Below are 18732 nucleotides of genomic sequence, written 5' to 3' on the forward strand. Positions count from 1 at the left end.
AACAGCTCTTGGGGGAACAAGAGCAGCTAATGAATTATTGTATTTTTAATTATTGAGCTTTGAAAAACTTGTTATAAAGCATGTAAAGGTGAGCAGAACTCCATGAGAAGTTATTTGCACCTTGTACTGCACCAGTTTCAGGGTTGTAGTTTTCCTGAATTGGTTTGTCTTGAGTTAATCCTTCCGCATTAGCAAATAGCTTATTGGTAAGCTCAACAGCCTCTTTGTTATAACCGTAGTTATCTAGACCTTTCACGCCGAAATAGAACTGATCAACCCATACACGGCCGCGCCAGTAAATATCAGCACCATACGCTGGATTATCTTTAGCCGCTGTACCTAGTGGCACTTTAGTATTGAACTTCTCCTCATTTAGCATGTTATCTACAACAGCATCTGCGTGTTCTTGTGTGGCTGCCTCATTAAATAGTGGCGACCAACCTTCAGCACCCATTCCTCGGTTAACTAGAGGTTTACCAGCACAGCCATTATTCAGTTCCTGCGCTTGTGCATTGTCGATACTGATGTCGTAGAAGAAGCCAGTCTCTTTATCAAACATACATTTGTTGATGTAGTCTTTAGTTTCGTTCGCTTTCTTAGTGAACTCTGTTGCTTCGTTACCTAAGCCTAATTCAGTTGCAATTTTTGCTAGGTAATTATTATCGCTGTACCAGTAAGATGCCTGATCAATCGACTCTTGATATAGGGAGTAACCAATAACTTCGCCTTTCGCATCTTTGTTTTCACTAAACTTAACCTGCCAATCTTTCTTCGCTTGGTTGAGTTTTGCAGTATTCTCCGCGCTGATATTAGAGTAAGTAACAAGTGTTTTACCTTCTCCATCGGTACCAATGTTTAATTTATTATCAAAACTATATTTGTCTTTTGCGTAGCGACCTAGCTGATCAATTTCTTGAGCTTCTGTTTCACTCAAACTGTCGTAGCCGTTAGCATCAGCAATGGTATCAATAAAGCCAAATACTGCCGCATCGTCACGACCAGATTCCCAAGATGCAGCAGTCTGTGCCGGGCTGCTGATATCTACGTAGTTTCCTGACTCTAAAAGAGCATTGTAGTTATCAATACCACTTGCCTCAATCCAATCACTTTGCGCATTAGGCTTATAGAAATAGATTAGCTGACCATCTTTTGTTGTATGCTCAGGATCAACAGTTGCGCCGTATTCTGGAATACCATTACCATTGGTATCACGAGCCGTTAACCACCAGTCATGATAGGCTTTTAGCTTTGGATACATCTCTTCTAGCCAAGCTTGCGCATCTGCTTCGCGGTTATGTTCATTTTTAAGTGCAGTATAAACTTCCCATACCGCCCATGATGCAAGAGATGGCTTGGTATTACGTTCATTCCAAGTTTGCGCATCGTTAAATTCAGTGCGACCTTCGGCTTCACCACGAATATCGCTCATATTCATGCCAACTACATCAAGCAAGAAGCCTTTGTCATATGGACGAAGCGCGTCGTTATCTTGGATCTGGTATTGGAACACTGCTCGAATGTTTTCCATGGCAATGTTTGGATTGAAGTGCGCCATAGCATAAGCTTGTTTCCAAGTATCCCATGGCCAAGTTAGGTTACCAGAGAACCAACGAGCGGTAACGGATGGGGTTACAGTATCATGAGATAGTACCCCAGCTGGGCTACGCCAGTTACCGTTTAGTGTCTCAATTGCTTTTACTGCGACACGTTCCTGTTCTTTGCTGGCATTTGGATTACTCAGACCTTTTGCAAGGTAATCTTCCCAACGAGTCACGGTTTTTGCGATGTAGTTATTTGGGTGATTTAAAATATCTTCAACAACACTTTGTTCTGTGTTCCACTCATCTGCGGTCATTGTGTGAGTAAAGACGGTGTAAATAGTTTGGTTACCATCAATTTTGGCAACAGACTGATAATTGTCATCAGTAAATTTTGTGGTTGTTGCAAGGTTACGAGTGATATGGAATTCAGATTCTCCGGTTGTACGCACATACCACGAAGCACGCTCGCGACCAAAATCTATCGTAATATCGCCATTATCATCAGATGATACTTCGCGAGTATAGTTTGGTAGTTTTTCGTTTATGGTCTCTTTTGCTGCGTTACCATTCTTAGCGTAATAATCGGTTACTAGCTTACCATCAAGCTCAATGGTTAATTCTTTACCTGTTGGGTTTGTTATTTTGGTTTCTAATAAAGAAGATCGGCCAGAAACAAAACGCATGGTCATTTCGATACTGATACCTTCTGCTGATGTCATTTTTTGAATTAATGCACCAGCAATACTATAAGCTTCGGTAGTAAAGTTTATTTTTTCACCATCGATAGAAACTGAAATTTTATCTAAATATTGTGCTAGAGAGACATTATATTCTTCGGCAATAAGAGTAGTACCAAAGCCGCCAGCTGTTTCTGGCGCTGCTTTTAGATCTGGTAATAAGTGACCATGCCATGCGCCATTATCATGTAATGGTGTGTAAGCCATATGGTTACCATTACCCACTTCAATTAAATGGTTTGGTGTACCCGTACGATCAAGTACGTTTTTATATTGACTTGCCAGAGTAGGTTGAGGGTTTACTTTGTTGAAAATGCCTGAATTATCAGAATCAAAACAGCCAGTTAGCATTGATGTACCTACACATAATGCCAGAAGAGATAGTTTTGTCTTCATTTGTCACGTCCGTATTTATTTTTATGGGAATAATAATTTCGGCAAGAAGTTACTATTTTCAATTTTATTGTCACGAAACGAAAATGAATATAGGACTGAATATCACAAAACCAATATTGAATATTAAAAATAATGTGATGGCAATCATAATTAATAGGTTAATTTGAAAGTAAAAAATTAACTAAAATTATCTCATCAGTAAGTAAATATAGTAAAAATAAGGCCTTATTTTAACCTGTAAAATAAACAGTTTGAAATGTAAGTTACTTTGAAAATATTATGATTTAATTTTTGCATATATATTTTAATGGGATTTAATTAACTCAACATATGTCTTTTAAATATCTTTTTGTCTTTTATTTTGTGCGTTTGAATGAGTTAATTTTTAAAGATAAACGAATATAAATTATTTAGTAAATACTTGAGTGGAGATTGCAAAAGATAGAATCGATCTTCTCTGCAATGTTAGATATTAAAAATGAGGGGAAAATCTACTTGTACTGAGCTGGTATGGGAGTATTAATAGTGATCATAATCACAAAAATACCTTAACCCTATATAACAATAATTATGTATAGCAACACAGCTTGAACTTTGTAGGTAATATCATGCGTTTAGCCTCCCAGCCCAAAGGCCTCTTTCACCTCATCGCCATACAGATGTGGGAATTTTTTAGCTACTACGGTATGCGATCTCTGTTAATCCTGTTTTTAACTCAAAAACTTTTAATGACAGATCATCATGCATACGCACTCTATGGGGCTTATACCTCACTTGTTTATGTCACTCCAATTATTGGTGGCTACCTAGCAGACCGATACTTTGGTAACTACTGGTCGGTAGTTATTGGCGCTTTATTGATGGTTGCAGGACACGCAGTATTAAGTATCCCATCCGTTGGCAATATCAGTATGTATATTGCGCTCTCTTTAATTATCTGCGGTTATGGTTTCTTTAAGACCAACTCCAGCTGCTTGCTTGGTGAACTGTATACAAAAGAGCATGAGAAATCACGAGAGTCGGGATTTTCCATCTCTTATGTTGGCGGTAACGTAGGTTCTGCTCTTGCTCCAATTTTTTGTGGTTATGCAGCAATGAAATGGGGTTGGCATGTCGGTTTTGCTCTCGCGGGTATTGGTATGCTTATCGGCCTTATTATCTTTAGTACGGGTCGTCGTAACTTTACTCATGTGAAAAAGTGCAATAAAGATGCATTGATTCAAAAGTCAGCGGGTGTTCCACACTGGTTGATTATTATTGTGCTTCTAGCTCTTACTGCATTCGGTCTTGTTTTTGTACTAAAAGATCTTCTTGCTGGTTATATTTTAGCGGTTATCTGTGCAGTTTCTTTTTATCAAATTGTCGCTTTATACCGTCGAAGCTCACCAAGTGATCGTTCAAAGTTAAATTCAATTCTCTATTTTATGATCTTTGGTACAGTGTTCTGGGCCTTTGATCAGCAAGGCGGAAGCTCAATCAGCCTATTTATTGAACGTAATATTAATACGGATATTTTTGGCTTCCATATCCCAACGGCTTTCTTCCAGTCTGTTAACCCTGTTGCGGTTATTGTTGGTGGTGGTGCTGTTGCGTGGTTATGGAAGGTGCTGGCATCAAAGAGTATTTCTGTTCGCACCTTAACTAAGCTAAATATGGGCCTGTTACTGCTAACTGCAGGCTTTACTCTTATTACTATTTCATCAAAATTAGCTATGAATACAGGTCATACAACGTTCTTATGGTTGTTCATTGGCTTATTCTTAATTGGCGTTGCAGAGCTCTTTATTGACCCTGTTGCTTTAGCTGCGATTACTCGTTTGAATCCACAAGGAGCAACCAGTACGTTAGCAGGTATCTATATGTTGATGGGTGGTTCGGTTGCCAACTATATTGCTGCAAATATTGCAGAATTTACGGCAAGCAACACACCAGTTAATGCAGATGCGACTGATTTAATTGCATCTGCTGCTCAATATCACCATGTGTTCCAGTCTATTTTATTTGTGACTGTTGCCGTTCTTGTTCTTGGCTTATTGGTTGATTTTAAAAATCGTCATAAAGCTGTTTAAGAGTATTTGCTTAAATAACATTAAGATAGATAAACACAATAGAACGCCTAGCTAGAATTTAGTTAGGCGTTTTTATTTAGGAATGAAACCAGATTATTAGTTAATTTGATTTCGATTGGGTGCTTTTAATGGTTAATATCCCTTTAAAGCAAAGAAAAGGATTATTAAATATAAATAATAGTAATTTGGATGTATTCTCTAGAAATCATTCAAATCAAGAATAACGTGGAGAATGGGCGTATGACAGGAACTCACGTTTCATACGCAGTACACAATACTGATGCTCTATCACATATAGGTACTGAAGTTACAAAAGTTGCATTAGTGACAGAAGGCGGTGGGCAACGAGGAATCTTTACCGCAGGTGTTTTAGATGCTTTTCTCGAAGCAAATTTTAATCCTTTTTCATTGTTGGTCGGTACATCGGCAGGTTCTCTAAATTTGGCTTCTTATATTTGTGGTCAATATAAGCATGCCTATCGTGTGATCACCGAGGCAACAACCAATCATCAGTTTTTTGATGTCTACCGTTTTATCTTTGGCCGCGAAGGTTTGAACCTCGATTGGTTAGTTGGGCAAACCAATGAAAGTTTGGATGCACGCCTACAGCTAAATTGGAAGCAAGGCCATGAAAATATGCGTTATCGTACTGTTCTTGCCAGTGCGAGTGGGATTATGAGCCATCGGGCATCCTATTTTGACTTAGATACTGATAATCGAACCTTAGCGCTTAAAGCTTCTTGTGCTATTCCTATTTTAAATCGACAGCCTATTTTTTCTCAGAATGAGTATTGGGTTGACGGTGGGTTGTGTGCGCCAATCCCAGTTCAAGAAGCCTACGAGCGAGGATATCGTCATATTGTTGTTGTCCGAACTGTACCTCTTGATGTGCAATATGATCATTGTTGGATGACCAGTGTGCAGCAGGCCTTAGGGAAATCTCGTGCAGCTGGTGTAATTGAAATGCTGTTGGAGCACGAAGATAACTACCGTAAAACACAGCAATTCCTAAGTAATCCGCCTGATGATGTCACTATTTATGAAATACATCCACAAAAGCCATTGGTCTCAAAATTAATTGGTAGCGATATTTCGATGTTAAATACCGATTATCATTTGGGTTATCAAACGGGAGTGTATTTCCTAAATACGATGGGTAAACATATGCATCATCAATTTGGTCAACCCGCAGCAAATGATCAATTAAATTGCATCCCAATGGCAAACGTAAGGTTGTAGTAAAAATGAACACATCAGCAATCCTTACAAAGGAGTCTAATTTTTCTGATTTGATGGGATGTGAAGTAAGAAAAATGTGGCAGCAGCGAACCAATGGAGAGTTTTTAGGGGTTCGTAATATTCCTATTCGATGGATTAGTATCACAAAGCCTGAGCATGACCGCTGTGTTGTGATTGTTAATGGTCGCAATGAGAGTTATTGGAAGTATCAAGAGCTCTTTTATGAACTTTATAGCCATGGCTATGATGTTTATGCTTATGATCATCGAGGACAAGGGGAGTCAGGTCGGATATTAAAAGATCCTCAGGTAGGGTATGTCGCTGAGTTTGATTATTATGTCGATGATCTTGATACCTTTATTTATGATATCGTGAAACCAGAACGGTATAAAAATCGGTATTTGCTGGCTCATTCGATGGGAGGTGCAGTGGCTACATTGTACCTAGAACGTAAAGCAAAGCGAGTTTTTAATGCCGCAGTACTCAATGCTCCTATGTTTGGGATTTCCCTTCGTTTTCCCTTAACCAAAGTAGCATCTAAAGTAGCGAGATTCTCCGAACTGTTACAACCTGTTCCTTCTTTCTTTTGGGGGCAAAAGCCGTATCAAGATGTCCCATTTGAAAAGAATGAACAGAGTCAAAGTGTTGTGCGTTACTATTGGTATCGACACTTATATAAGGAGCATCCTGAGCTTAGAGTTGGTGGCCCAAGTCCTCGCTGGATTTGGCAAGCGATAGAAGCTGCGAATCAATGTGTGTTGCATGCAAATCAGATATCAACACCGATTTTATTATTACAAGCTGGTCGAGATTCTATTGTGGATAACCATGCTCATGAACAATTTAATTCGAAAACACCGTGTTGCAGAATTCACGTAATACCAGGCGCTAAGCATGAGTTATTGATGGAAAGAGATGGATTGCGCGAACAGGTTCTTGCCGATACGTTACATTTTTTTGAGCATCATAACCATTAATATTGAGAGTTACTCAGAATAAAACAGCCGCCGTATTGAATGATAATAATCCATTAAATACGGCGACTGTTTGCGGTAGTTATAATTTACTCACATAAGAACCAAGAGTTTACATCGGCATTGATATAGGCTTTCTTATGCCAAGGTAACACCTCATATTTAGGTGCTGTACGTACATCACCTTTAAATTTCTGCGTGGCCAAAACACGAACTCGCCCATCTTTTGCGCTCACGACTTTTCCTCGATATGTCACATCATAAGGGACACTTTTTTGTTTATCGACCAAACAAACGGTAGCGCCAATATTTTTATAGATGTAATAGCTTTCGTCTGCCCAAGTATCAAGGTTTTTGTCTGTTGCTGGGGTAGTTCGGAATGATTCTGAGCGTACACCACTTTTTACTGGTTCAACTTTACGGTGAATAGAGTAAGGTTCATAACCTAAGACTTGTGCTTCTTTAAACCATTGGTCTTTAGTGTATTCTCGGTTTTCATTAACCTTCATAGTCACAAAAGGCCCTGTTGGGCAAAGATCTGTCCACAAGTCACTATCTGAAATATAAGCTGAGAAAATAGGGGTTTCTTCTGGTGTATTAGGGTTATAAACACACCATGTTCCATGTGGCAGGTCAACCATTGTTCCAAGATTAGTATCACAGGTCGATTGAGCTAGCAGTTTAAATGCTTCCATATCGGTACTTGCTGCATCTGGGCTTGAGGCGCAGTAACGATAACCAAAAGAGTTATTTTTCTTTGGGTTAAAAAAGCCTTTATCAACCACAGTGCCACTGCTACGTTCAGCGTTTTCAGCAATAAAATTGTGTGCCACATCAGTGAATTTATAAACTGGAAGCTGATTGGTCTCTGGCTGTTGCTGTTTTGGTGTTGAGCTACAGCCAGCGAGTGCTACAACTGTAACCGCAATGGCTAAGCGATGGGTCGTGATACGTTGCATTAAATCCCCCAAACGAAATACTTCCTTAAATTCTCATCTAATTGGCATTATAGCGGTTTTTTATATAAACCCAAGGTAATGATTTTGTCAGAAGATGAAATCTCGTCATCTGTCCTATGCTTTTCAATTGAGCAAAATAACGTTAACTCTACTAAGCCATAAATAGCCAAAAGGCCCTACAACACAGATTGCAGAGCCTTTTACATATTCATTAGCTATGAAGAATTATTTATCTAAAGCTTGATCTAACCATTCATTGAAATGTGTTTTTGGTAATGCACCATTAATCACATCGACCATTTGGCCATTTTTAAAGACCATAATAGTAGGAATACTGCGGATACGGTACTGCATGGCAAGCTCTTGTTGAGCTTCAGTATCCACTTTAACAAAACGTACGTCACCTTCACGCTCTTCTGCTACGTCTTCAAATACAGGAGCAAAACCAACACAAGGACCGCACCACGGTGCCCAGAAATCAACAACAACAGGTTTCTCACCAGTGATAAGTGTTGCTAGGTTATCTGCTGTACCTTCTACTGGATGTCCATCTAGAAGTTGTTCTTTACATGAGCCACAAGTCGCAGCTTCATTAATACGCTCAGCAGGAAGTTGGTTTAGTGCCTTACAGTGAGGGCAACGTGTTGTAATCATAGTCATAGCTGCTTTCCAATCTTTATTATATTGATTGTTAATTTACGCTTTTAGTCAAAATTTGGAAGCAGATTTTACATCTTAATTTGATAGGTTAAACCTATGAAGTAAATAGCTATGATTATGATGACAAGGGTAACAACAAAATGCCGTTATCACTGAACTGGGTCGGGCTCAGTAGATAACAGCATCTTATAATTCTTATTTAATAGTCAGTCAGTAAAGTTACTTTAGATATCATGCGTAACCGACTTAACTTTGAATCCTCATTCTCTCTGTCTTAGTGAAGTAGCCCTAGTTCGCGAGCTTCTTCTAATGTTAAACCACTTTCTCTTATATCCCTTAGTAGTTCGATACGGCGACGAGCCTCAGCTTGTTGTTTCTTACTGTCTGCAATACGAGAAGCGCTTTCGTCTTTGTAGTCCCACTTTGAAGATACAGAAGCCATTTCAGAATGATCAATAGAATTGATAGACACAGTAAACCTCCTAAAGCAACCATGCGTCATCAGTTGAGATATCTTTATCAGAGCTTTTGCAGCGAGTTAAGACGATAAATCTAAGATTGTGATAAAGGTGTAAGATTGAAAAAATACCGTAGAAAAAGGCTAGCCAGTGCCACATTTTTTGCGTAGTTTAGGAGATTCCAGCGAAAGAAAATAATCCGATCAACTTCAATATTTTTTTCATCTTATTGCCATCCTAAATTCTTTGTTAATTGTGCATATAATTTCTTTATGTTTGTTTGCAATTAAATCTTATATACCCTTGAAAAGTAGTGTTTTATTTGTCTTGTTTGATTGTATATTGTTCGGTTGTGTTTGCTGTGAGTGTTTATTAATCACTTAGGCTTTGTAAGGGTTTACAAACGATAATTATGCTCGTATTATTCACCGAATGGAGAGATGGCTGAGTGGTTGAAAGCACCGGTCTTGAAAACCGGCATACGTTTGTAGCGTATCTAGGGTTCAAATCCCTATCTCTCCGCCATATTAAAGAAGGCCGCTGAGTTTTGCTCAGCGGCCTTTTTGCGTTTCTTATTGCTGCGATAAGCTGTTTGTTACGGTCTGGGAATCTTTCTCAATAATTGATTTTAATGTTTCAATAAACAGCTTCGTTTTTATTGGCGCATCTCTGTGTGGGTAAACGGCATAGAAAATACCATAATCATCAAGGTTTAATTGAGGCAGTATTGGGTTCAATAATCCTTCTTGTATTTCATTGTGAATCATTTGTGTGGTCACAACCGCTAGTGTGTTTCCAGCAAGAGCGCTTTTTACGATCATTTCAGTATCATTTACTTTATAAACTGGATTTAGCTGGAAAGTCTGCTCAATTCCACTGTCATCTTGATAGGTGAACTTGTTTAGCAGAAGGCCTGGCGCTGAATAAACAGTAGCTGGCGCTGCTTCGAGCTGTTCAATATTATCTATTGGGCCAAACTGCTTAATAAACTCTGGCGTCGCGACAATCAACAAGCGACTTTTAGTAATTTTTTTGCAGATAAGTCCTGAGTCTTTTGGCTTTCCTAAACGAAACCCAATATCAAATCCTTCTTTAACGATGTCTACAAGTCTATCTTCAAGCCTTAATTCACAGCTTACTTCAGGATATTCTTTTTGAAATTGTGAAATAGCGTCTTGTACATATTGACGGCCAAACATGATTGAGCTGGTTACTCTTAATGTTCCTCGAGGCTCATGATGATAGTTTTGTGCTAAACGATGAGTATTACTTAATAGAGTGCGCAATTTATCAGCTTGGCTGACCATTTCATTTCCGGCCGCTGTTAATGATAAAGATCGTGTTGTTCTATTTAATAGCCTTACTCCAAGCTCTTTTTCTAGTTTGTTTATTTGTTTAGATATAACGGATCTATCGACGTTTTTTTGATTAGCAACATTAGTAAAAGAGCCTTGTTCAATGACTTCAAGCAGTAGTAGTAGACGGCTAGCAAAATCCATAGCATTTCCTTTGGTATTTTTATTGTTGTTTTTATGGCATCAATGATGTGCTGATTGTAGTGTTTTTCTTGGTTAAACGGAAACGTATAGTAACTTCATCGACTAAGGGTCACTGAATAATTTTAGTTTATTAAGAGAGAATACATTATGAACAAGCTTTCTATTACTCATGAGAATGGCATTGCTACCGTTGTTATTAACAATCGACCAGTCAATGTAATTACCATTGATTTAATCAATGAAATTAATGAATTTATCTTATCTCTTAAAGATGATCGCGATACCAAGATTGTTATCTTTAAATCTGCTCACGATAAGTTCTTTTTAGCTCATCTTGATCTTAATGTGATTAATGGCACTCAAGGTGGCCAAGCTGCATCAATTGAATTTAATCATATGATCTCTAACTTAAAACAGATGAAACAATTATCTGTTGCGGTTGTTGATGGTGTGGCTCGTGGAGGCGGTGATGAGTTTGTTATGGCTTGTGATTTAGCTTATGGAACAGAAAATGCGGTATTTGCTCAGCCTGAGATCCACGTAAATATCCCAACAGGTGGCCAAGGCGCTGTGCAGTATGCTCGAAGAATGGGTAAAGGAAAGGCTCTGCAAGCTTTGTTGCTTGGTAATGATTTTACGGCTCAACAGGCAGAAAGACTTAATATCATTACTCAATTTGTTCCTAAAGCTGAAATGAATGACTTTTTACAGGCGACATTAGCAGTGATTAGTACATTAGAAATTCGTGATATCGTTATGTACAAAGAGATCATTGCAACTTCTATTATCGATGAAGAGGCAGGAGCTGAATTAGAGTTACGATATTTTCTCGAGCGAGCTAAAGAACAAAAAACCGCTGATATTATTGCTTCATTTTTAAAACATGGTGGTCAAACAGAGCGAGAGGAAAAAGATATGCCTGGTATCTTTGCCGACACCGCAGCTGAGCTTATGCAAAAATAGTAGGCTTTACGCTTTATATAACCCCCTCAAGTTTTATGTATACAAGATTGAGGGGGGCTTTTGGGTGTGTCTATGTAGGTTTTGGGAGTTTATTCACAAATAGCGCAATCTCACGCAATGAAAAAGAGATCAGTTGCTGATGTTGGTTATTTTTCTGTGAGTACTACGACAAAATGAATATTAATTAGATAGAAATTAAAAAGTTCACACTGACATTCTATTCCTTAATGGTGAATGAATTTACCTATTAAGTCAGTTGATTGGTTTAACATGGTAAATTCGCTGGATAATTAGTCATTTATTGATTAATTATGCCAATGATTTGCTAAAGTTAGTGCTAATTATTTATGAGTTATTTCACATTTCTACTTAGTGACTTTTTTTACTATGACCGCTCTTTCATCATTCCGACCAATAAAGATAAATACGGAATTTAGTACTCTACAATAAGGATAACGATCAACATGAGCGGTTCTATCATTAAGGTTTCAAGAAATACTCAAACTGCGCCTTTAGCTATGACTGCAACACAAACAGTTGCTTTTTCTCATTACAATAATATTTCAGCTCAGTTAGGATTGGATCCTGTAACTGGTGAAATGGTTAAAGGTGGCGTAAAAGAGCAAGCTGCTCAATGTTTAGCAAATATTAAAGCGGTAGTCGAAAGTATCGATCACGTAATGGATGATGTGGTTAAGATTAACGTGTTTGTTAAAGACATGGCTGATATTGACGCGATTAATGAAGTTTATGCAGGATTCTTTAATGATTACTACCCAACTCGCACAGTAGTTGGTGTGGCTGCATTACCATTAACAGGTGCATTGGTTCAAATGGATGCGCTTATCTCTAATGGAGAAGGTACAGCCCCTCAAGCTCCATGTGATCTAATTAAGCTGTCTCGCAATACAGAGCGTGCACCATTAGATGCTTTATCTACTCAAACTGTTGCTTTCTCTCATTACAATAACTTATCAGCTCAGTTGCCTGTAGAGCCTCAAACCGGTGCAATAGTTGCAGGTGGAATTAAAGAGCAAGCAACGCAATGTCTACGTAATATCAAAAATGTGCTAGAGAGCATTGATGTACCGTTTGATGATATTGTTAATGTTCGAATCTACCTAAAAGATTTGGCTGACATTGATGCAATAAACGAAGTGTATATGACCTTCTTCCCTGATTCTGCAATTGCTCGTGCTGTCGCTTATATGCCTGCAAGAACCGTTATTTCAGCAGCAAGCTTGCCAATGAATGCGTTAGTACAAATGGATGTGGTTGTTTCTCATGGGGATGGCACTCCTCCTCAAGAAATTGAAGATCGTCATGGTATTGTGATTCGTACAAATAACACAGATCTTGCTCCAATTAATCCGCTTTACACTCAGACAGTAGCTTTCTCACATTACAATCATATTGCTGCCCAGTTACCTATTGATGCTAAATCAAATAAGATCGTAGCCGGTGGTGCTCATGATCAAGCAAGACAATGTTTAGAAAATATTAAGGCGATTGTCGAGAGTATTGATCATGTGATGGATGATATTGTTAAGATTAATATTCAAGTTAAAAATATGGCTGATTTAGCAGCAATTGATGATGTTTACAGCACATTCTTTACTGGAGAACTACCAGCAAGAACTGTTGTAGGAGTCAATGATATTGCTCAAGGTGCTATGGTACAAATCGACGCTGTTGTTTCAAATGGTGAAGGTACTCCTCCACGAAAATAATTTATAAAATAACATGAATGCATGGTAGTTAGTTATCTTTATATGCTATAAAATCATGCATCTAGCGTGTAAATTTGATTTTTATAAATGCCATATAGCCTGAAAAGGTATTATGGCATTTGTTGTTTTAAAAATTTATGAATTAATTGCTTTTTGTTCAATATTTTATATCTAAATGGGATTGTAAATTGATTTTCATCCGATGAGAATCGGTTTTTTATTTTGTGTTAATAACTATATGGTATGAATTTTTTAGCCTTATTAGCATAAATACTATTTAAATCATCATTACTTATACGTTTTATCAGGTTGACTTTTCTTTACCGCTCTATTTTTCTTGTATAGTTTTCTAAAAAAATATTATGCATAATAAAAATTATAATTGGTAAATATATGTCGACAGAAAGAAGAGATTTTAGCTTTAACTATCAACCCATATACGCAAATAATCGTATTAAGTCTTATGAAGCGTTACTGCGGTTAAATGATAAAAACATCAATATAGAGACCTTCATTCAATCAATAGAAAATAAGCCTCAATTTGATCTTGATGTTATAAGAGCTGTTCTCTTTGATATTCAAGAGCTTAAGAATACATTTACAATCTCAATTAATATATCAATCTTGAGTCTGGAGTCAGAATATTTCATAAAGGAAGCTCTCAATCTATTGAAAGATAAAAATATTATATTAGAGATTACTGAGCACGACAAAGTGAACAATCTTGACTTAATCGCTTATAATATTCAGTTACTCAAGAGTGAAACGGGTGTTAAGTTTGCGTTAGACGATTTTGGTCGAGGATATTCAAATACAGAATCTTTAATGTGTTTACCAGTTGATATTATTAAGGTAGATCGTTCTTTAGTAACAAACATTACTGATAGTTATATTAGTTATGCAGTCCTTAAGACGAAGATTGGTAAAATTCTTAACATTTTAGAGAAGATGGTTATTGTTGAAGGGATTGAAACACAAACTCAACTAGACCTAATTAACTTAATCGGTAACTGCTGTATTCAAGGATTCTATTACTCTACACCTCTTGAGCGAGATGTCGCTTTTTGTCATGAATCTAATGGTATTGAATTTGAGCCTGAACATAATGTCGACTTTATGCAAAAGTTAGATAAACTTATTTATGATCTCACTTTGAATAAGAATCAAGTTATTGATCACAATAGCTTTAATAATATTTTTTTGCATAAAGAGAATACCGTTATTTTAGATAATGCACAAAGTATGATTGCTCGTTTAAAAGAGCCAACACTTTTACTGTTATCTTCTCTTATTAAAGACTGTGAATGTTTTATTATTATTCGAGATATTAAAGGTACTGCTATATACAATAATGAAAATCATGTGAGCTATATGCGAAAAGATTTTGTTGGCATACCAGTCAGTGAGATCTATGAACAATATCCCGATTATCAATACTGTATTGAGTTAGATAACAAGCTGTTATGCTCAGACTCTAATTTTTTAATCTCAAATGAATCTGTTTGTGTTGATCATAACATTGAGTGTTTCCAAACGTTTCGTCAGAAAATTCAGTATTTTGATCAAACATTCATTATTTGTACCGTTTATCGAGATAATAATACGCTAACGATGCGAAGAGATGCACTGACCGGACTTTATAGCCGTGAAATATTATCTACACCCTATGCAAATAATTATAATAGATTGATTTTCATAGATTTAAATGGGTTTAAAGCCATTAATGATAAATATGGGCATGGTATTGGTGATCTAAGTTTAAGACAAGTCTCTGAAATCTTATCTGAAAACCTACGCCAAGATGACTTAATTATTCGACATGGTGGTGATGAATTTGTGGTGTTAACCATGATGTATGATGAAGAGCTAATTAATCGCCGTTTAAATGAAATCAATCAGTTGATTGTTGACACATTTTCACAACAAGGCCTAAAACTGTCTTTCTCTTTTGGTATTTCTGTGGTATTCGAAAGTGCTCAAAATGCAATAGTAGAAGCTGACGCTAATATGTATAAGCATAAAGAGAGTTTTAAAAGCAAATATTAATAGATCGATTCCTACCAATAAAGGTAGGAGTCAATCTTTGACTCAAAATCACGTTCTCTTTTATTGGTTACAAAAGTCCAGTAAATGTGCTTAATCTCGTCTTACTCATCTCATTGAACCTCTCTAAGATGCTGCAAAGTTCTTGCACAGCTGTTGTGTGCTTTGCTGATCAAAACGTTTTGCTTTATTGGCCTAATGACAAAACGGATTTTAAATAACAATAAATTAGGTGAAACAAGATGAGTTTTAAATTAACCCCTGTGGCGCTGTCGATCGTGTTATCTTTTGGACTTATTGGCTGTAACAACGATTCGTCTGATTCTGTATTTAAACCTACTCCAGAAACCAGTATTCCATCGACACCCATTATTGATATGTCGGTACTGAAATACATTGATCCTATGATTGGAACCGCGGCATCAGGCCATACCTTCCCTGGTTCTGTTGTTCCTCGTGGCATGGTGCAATTATCACCTGATACTTTTAAAGGAACGAATCAAGATACAGAAGCGGGACAAAACCCATGGCACTCAGCTTCTGGATATTGGGATGCCAGTGACTATGTTAAAGGTGATGTATTTACGACTGATTTGAATATTTATGGCTTTTCTCATACCCACCTATCGGGAACGGGTGCTACCGACCTTGGTGATATTTTAGTCCTGCCATATTCAGATGATAATTTCCGTGAAAATAACCGCTTTGATAAGAAAAATGAAATAGCATCACCAGGTTATTATTCTGTCATTCTAAATGAGGGCAAGATAAAAGCTGAATTGACAACAACAACACGTGTTGGGGTCCATCGTTATACTTATGAGAAGGGGGCAGAACGTAAAATTAAGTTAGATTTGGCCCATACGCTCGCGGCAAATAACGGTGAATCGCTACAAAACCGTATTGAAATGGTTGATGAATACACTATTCGTGGTCGCCGCGTCTCGACCGGGTGGTTCCAAGGACAAGATATCTTCTTCTATGCTAAATTTAATCAGCCAATCGTAGAAGCGCTTATCGCTCGAGATGGTGGTCAGCCAACTGAAATGAAGATGGGTGCGGTATATGGCTCAATTAATAGTCCGAATAAAGAACAGATCACTTATTTAGATTTTGGCCAAGGTGATACACCAATTGAAATGCGAGTGGCTTTATCTCCAGTTGACTGGGAAGGGGCACAAAAGAACTTAGAAGCTGAAACACCAAGCTATAATTTTGCCGATGTAAAAGCCAAGGCAGAGCTCGCTTGGGCTCAAGAATTAGCAAGCGTCCGAGTTGAAGGAGGCACTGATACCGAGAAGACAAACTTCTATACTGCAATGTATCACGCCATGATTGCTCCTGTTGAGTACCAAGATGTTGATGGACGTTATCGTGATTTGCTTGGTGGTATTCATACGGCAGATGGGTATAAGAACTACTCAGTGTATTCAACATGGGATAGCTTCCGTGCGGTTCACCCACTGCTAACAATTGTAAATCCAGAACATGCTACTGCTCTTGCAAATGATTTAATCCGTAAATCTCAGGAGACTGGTCTACTACCAAAATGGGAAGGTTACGGCGAAGAAACGGGTACCATGATTGGTTATCCTGCAACAGCAATTATTGGCGATGCGGTAGTAAAAGGTCTTGATGTTGATCCTAAAGCTGCGTTAGAGGCGGCAAAAAAATCAGCCTATTATCGACCTTATGATTTCCCTCAGATCCCAGATCATACTTTACAAGCGGTAATGGCTGGCCAATTAAGTTATTACGAGCGTGATAAATGTGTTGGTTTACCTAACTGGAACTCAGTTTCTTATGCTCTCGAGTTTTCATATTACGATTGGACTATTGGTCAAATGGCGAAAGCCGCAGGTGATGAAGATGCATATCAAGAGTTTAATGATCGTGCTTATTGGTCGTTAAATCATTGGGATACTGATGCTGGTTTCTTTGTCCCTGTAAAATTAAACAGCTGTGACAAAGAGTTTGAATCAGCAAAATTTGATCCATATACATCCGATGCTTATTGGTATACAGAAGGTAATGCTTGGCAGTGGCAATGGACCTTTATGCAAGATATGGACAAACTGACAGAAGTGATGGGGGGGCCTGTAGGATTCCAACAAAAGCTTGATGATCTTTTTGCCGCAGATCCAAATGGTGGTCATAACCATCAAGATATGACAGGTTTTATTGGTCAATATATTCATGGTAATGAGCCGTCACACCACGTAATTTATTTATACAACAGAACAGCAACACCTTGGAAAGCACAAGAATATTTGGATAAGGTTTATAAAGAGTTCTATAAACCAACGCCTGATGGCATCATTGGAAATGAAGATGTTGGTCAAATGTCTGCTTGGTACATTATGTCTGCAATGGGCTTTTATCAAGTGACTCCAACGGATCCAACTTATACCATAGGCCGTCCTATTTTTGATAAAGTTGTGATTACACTACCTGATGGTGATTTTACTATTACGGCAGATAACAATAGTGCTGAAAATAAGTATGTGAAGTCGGTACTGATTAATGGTCAACCATTAAATAAATTTAATACGTTTGAACACAGTGAAATTAAAGCGGGTGGTTCTCTACACTTTGTGATGACAGCTGATAAGTCTCAGGCTATGAGTGCAAATATGTAATTGAATTAAATAGATATAGAGAAACGGCCAATTTGGATTGAATTGGCCGTTTTCGTTAGCAATTAAACCACTTCAACTGATGATGAAGTGAAGTAACACTGCCAATAATCAGTAAAGCTGGGCTTTCGGCTTGATCGGCAAAGCTGGGTAACTCATTGAGCTGACAAATTAAGACTCTTTGATTTGGAGTCGTTCCTCGTTCAACTATGGCACATGAAGTAGTTGGTAATAACCCTTGCTGTAGCAATTTCTCGGTAATATAACCACACTGTTTAAGGCCCATATAGAATACCAAGGTCTGATTTTTCTGAGCTAATGCTGGCCAATTATGTTCTTGTCCATTTGGTTGCAAATGACCTGTAATAAACTGCACACTTTGCGCATGATCTCTGTGTGTTAATGGAATACCAGAGTAAGCGCTGCATCCTGTTGCTGCCGTAATTCCCGGTACAACTTGATATGGAATTTGCTCAGAGGCTAGCAACTCCAATTCTTCGCCTCCGCGTCCAAACATAAATGGGTCACCGCCCTTAAGACGAACAACCTGTTTGCCCTGTTTTGCTTGATCGCACAAGATCTGATTGATCATATGCTGCGGGACACAATGATAATCAAGTTGTTTACCAACATAGATAAGCTCGGCCGTTGAGTTTACTAACCCCATGATTTCTTTAGATACTAATCGGTCATAGACCACAACATCCGCTTTTTGAATTAAGCGCAATGCTTTTACAGTTAAAAGATCGGGATCGCCAGGCCCTGCGCCCACTAAAGAGACAAAACCAGTTGTTGTTGTGATATCAGAAGCATTTGTCATAGGGTTAG

13 protein-coding genes and 1 tRNA gene are annotated in these 18732 nt (G+C 37.9%); 8 read left to right on the forward strand and 6 right to left on the reverse strand.

Annotation, left to right across the window (positions count from 1 at the left end; genetic code table 11):
- Positions 1–49: 49 nt before the first annotated feature.
- Positions 50–2674 (reverse strand): alpha-glucosidase, encoded by a 2625-nt coding sequence (ygjK, locus tag WAX86_RS19950; protein ID WP_341489579.1) that lies wholly within the window; start codon positions 2672–2674, stop codon positions 50–52.
- Positions 2675–3282: 608 nt separating this feature from the next.
- Between ygjK and WAX86_RS19955 the strand changes: the two genes are divergently transcribed.
- The 3 genes from WAX86_RS19955 (at position 3283) to WAX86_RS19965 (ending at position 6959) form a co-directional block, all read left to right on the forward strand.
- Positions 3283–4743 (forward strand): oligopeptide:H+ symporter, encoded by a 1461-nt coding sequence (locus WAX86_RS19955; protein WP_341489580.1) that lies wholly within the window; start codon positions 3283–3285, stop codon positions 4741–4743.
- A gap of 240 nt (positions 4744–4983) precedes the next feature.
- On the forward strand, positions 4984–5982 hold the full coding sequence (locus WAX86_RS19960) for a patatin family protein (protein ID WP_065171531.1): 999 nt from the start codon (positions 4984–4986) through the stop codon (positions 5980–5982).
- Positions 5983–5987: 5 nt separating this feature from the next.
- Positions 5988–6959, forward strand: a complete 972-nt coding sequence (locus tag WAX86_RS19965) for an alpha/beta fold hydrolase (RefSeq protein ID WP_341489581.1) — start codon at positions 5988–5990, stop codon at positions 6957–6959.
- 86 nt (positions 6960–7045) lie between these two features.
- On the opposite strand, the gene WAX86_RS19970 is transcribed toward WAX86_RS19965, so the two are convergent.
- The 3 genes from WAX86_RS19970 to WAX86_RS19980 all read right to left on the reverse strand — a co-directional run bounded on the left by WAX86_RS19970 (position 7046) and on the right by WAX86_RS19980 (position 9047).
- Positions 7046–7915: a hypothetical protein gene (locus WAX86_RS19970; protein WP_341489582.1), complete on the reverse strand. Its 870-nt coding sequence runs from the start codon at positions 7913–7915 to the stop codon at positions 7046–7048.
- A gap of 225 nt (positions 7916–8140) precedes the next feature.
- A complete protein-coding gene (gene trxC, locus WAX86_RS19975) occupies positions 8141–8575 on the reverse strand; it encodes a thioredoxin TrxC (RefSeq protein WP_341489583.1) in 435 nt (144 codons plus the stop codon).
- Between the two features lie 274 nt (positions 8576–8849).
- Complete coding sequence (locus WAX86_RS19980; RefSeq protein WP_044178142.1) at positions 8850–9047, reverse strand: hypothetical protein; 198 nt, start codon at positions 9045–9047, stop codon at positions 8850–8852.
- 420 nt (positions 9048–9467) lie between these two features.
- On the opposite strand from WAX86_RS19980, the gene WAX86_RS19985 reads away from it, so the two are divergent.
- A tRNA-Ser gene (locus WAX86_RS19985) sits at positions 9468–9558 on the forward strand.
- 47 nt (positions 9559–9605) lie between these two features.
- Here the strand turns inward: WAX86_RS19985 and WAX86_RS19990 are convergent.
- Positions 9606–10532: a LysR family transcriptional regulator gene (locus WAX86_RS19990; RefSeq protein ID WP_341489584.1), complete on the reverse strand. Its 927-nt coding sequence runs from the start codon at positions 10530–10532 to the stop codon at positions 9606–9608.
- A 147-nt stretch (positions 10533–10679) separates the two neighbouring features.
- Between WAX86_RS19990 and WAX86_RS19995 the strand changes: the two genes are divergently transcribed.
- The 4 genes from WAX86_RS19995 to WAX86_RS20010 all read left to right on the forward strand — a co-directional run bounded on the left by WAX86_RS19995 (position 10680) and on the right by WAX86_RS20010 (position 17907).
- Positions 10680–11495: an enoyl-CoA hydratase/isomerase family protein gene (locus WAX86_RS19995; RefSeq protein ID WP_341489585.1), complete on the forward strand. Its 816-nt coding sequence runs from the start codon at positions 10680–10682 to the stop codon at positions 11493–11495.
- A gap of 464 nt (positions 11496–11959) precedes the next feature.
- On the forward strand, positions 11960–13225 hold the full coding sequence (locus tag WAX86_RS20000) for a RidA family protein (protein ID WP_341489586.1): 1266 nt from the start codon (positions 11960–11962) through the stop codon (positions 13223–13225).
- A 393-nt stretch (positions 13226–13618) separates the two neighbouring features.
- Positions 13619–15271, forward strand: a complete 1653-nt coding sequence (locus WAX86_RS20005) for a GGDEF domain-containing protein (RefSeq protein ID WP_341489587.1) — start codon at positions 13619–13621, stop codon at positions 15269–15271.
- Positions 15272–15510: 239 nt separating this feature from the next.
- Positions 15511–17907 carry a GH92 family glycosyl hydrolase gene (locus tag WAX86_RS20010; RefSeq protein WP_341489588.1) on the forward strand — a complete coding sequence of 799 codons (2397 nt, stop codon included), beginning with the start codon at positions 15511–15513 and terminating at the stop codon, positions 17905–17907.
- Positions 17908–17962: 55 nt separating this feature from the next.
- On the opposite strand, the gene cobA is transcribed toward WAX86_RS20010, so the two are convergent.
- Complete coding sequence (gene cobA, locus WAX86_RS20015) at positions 17963–18724, reverse strand: uroporphyrinogen-III C-methyltransferase (RefSeq protein ID WP_341489589.1); 762 nt, start codon at positions 18722–18724, stop codon at positions 17963–17965.
- Between the last annotated feature and the right edge of the window lie 8 nt (positions 18725–18732).

The sequence above is a fragment of the Photobacterium damselae subsp. damselae genome, assembly GCF_038086725.1.
Lineage (GTDB): Bacteria > Pseudomonadota > Gammaproteobacteria > Enterobacterales > Vibrionaceae > Photobacterium > Photobacterium damselae.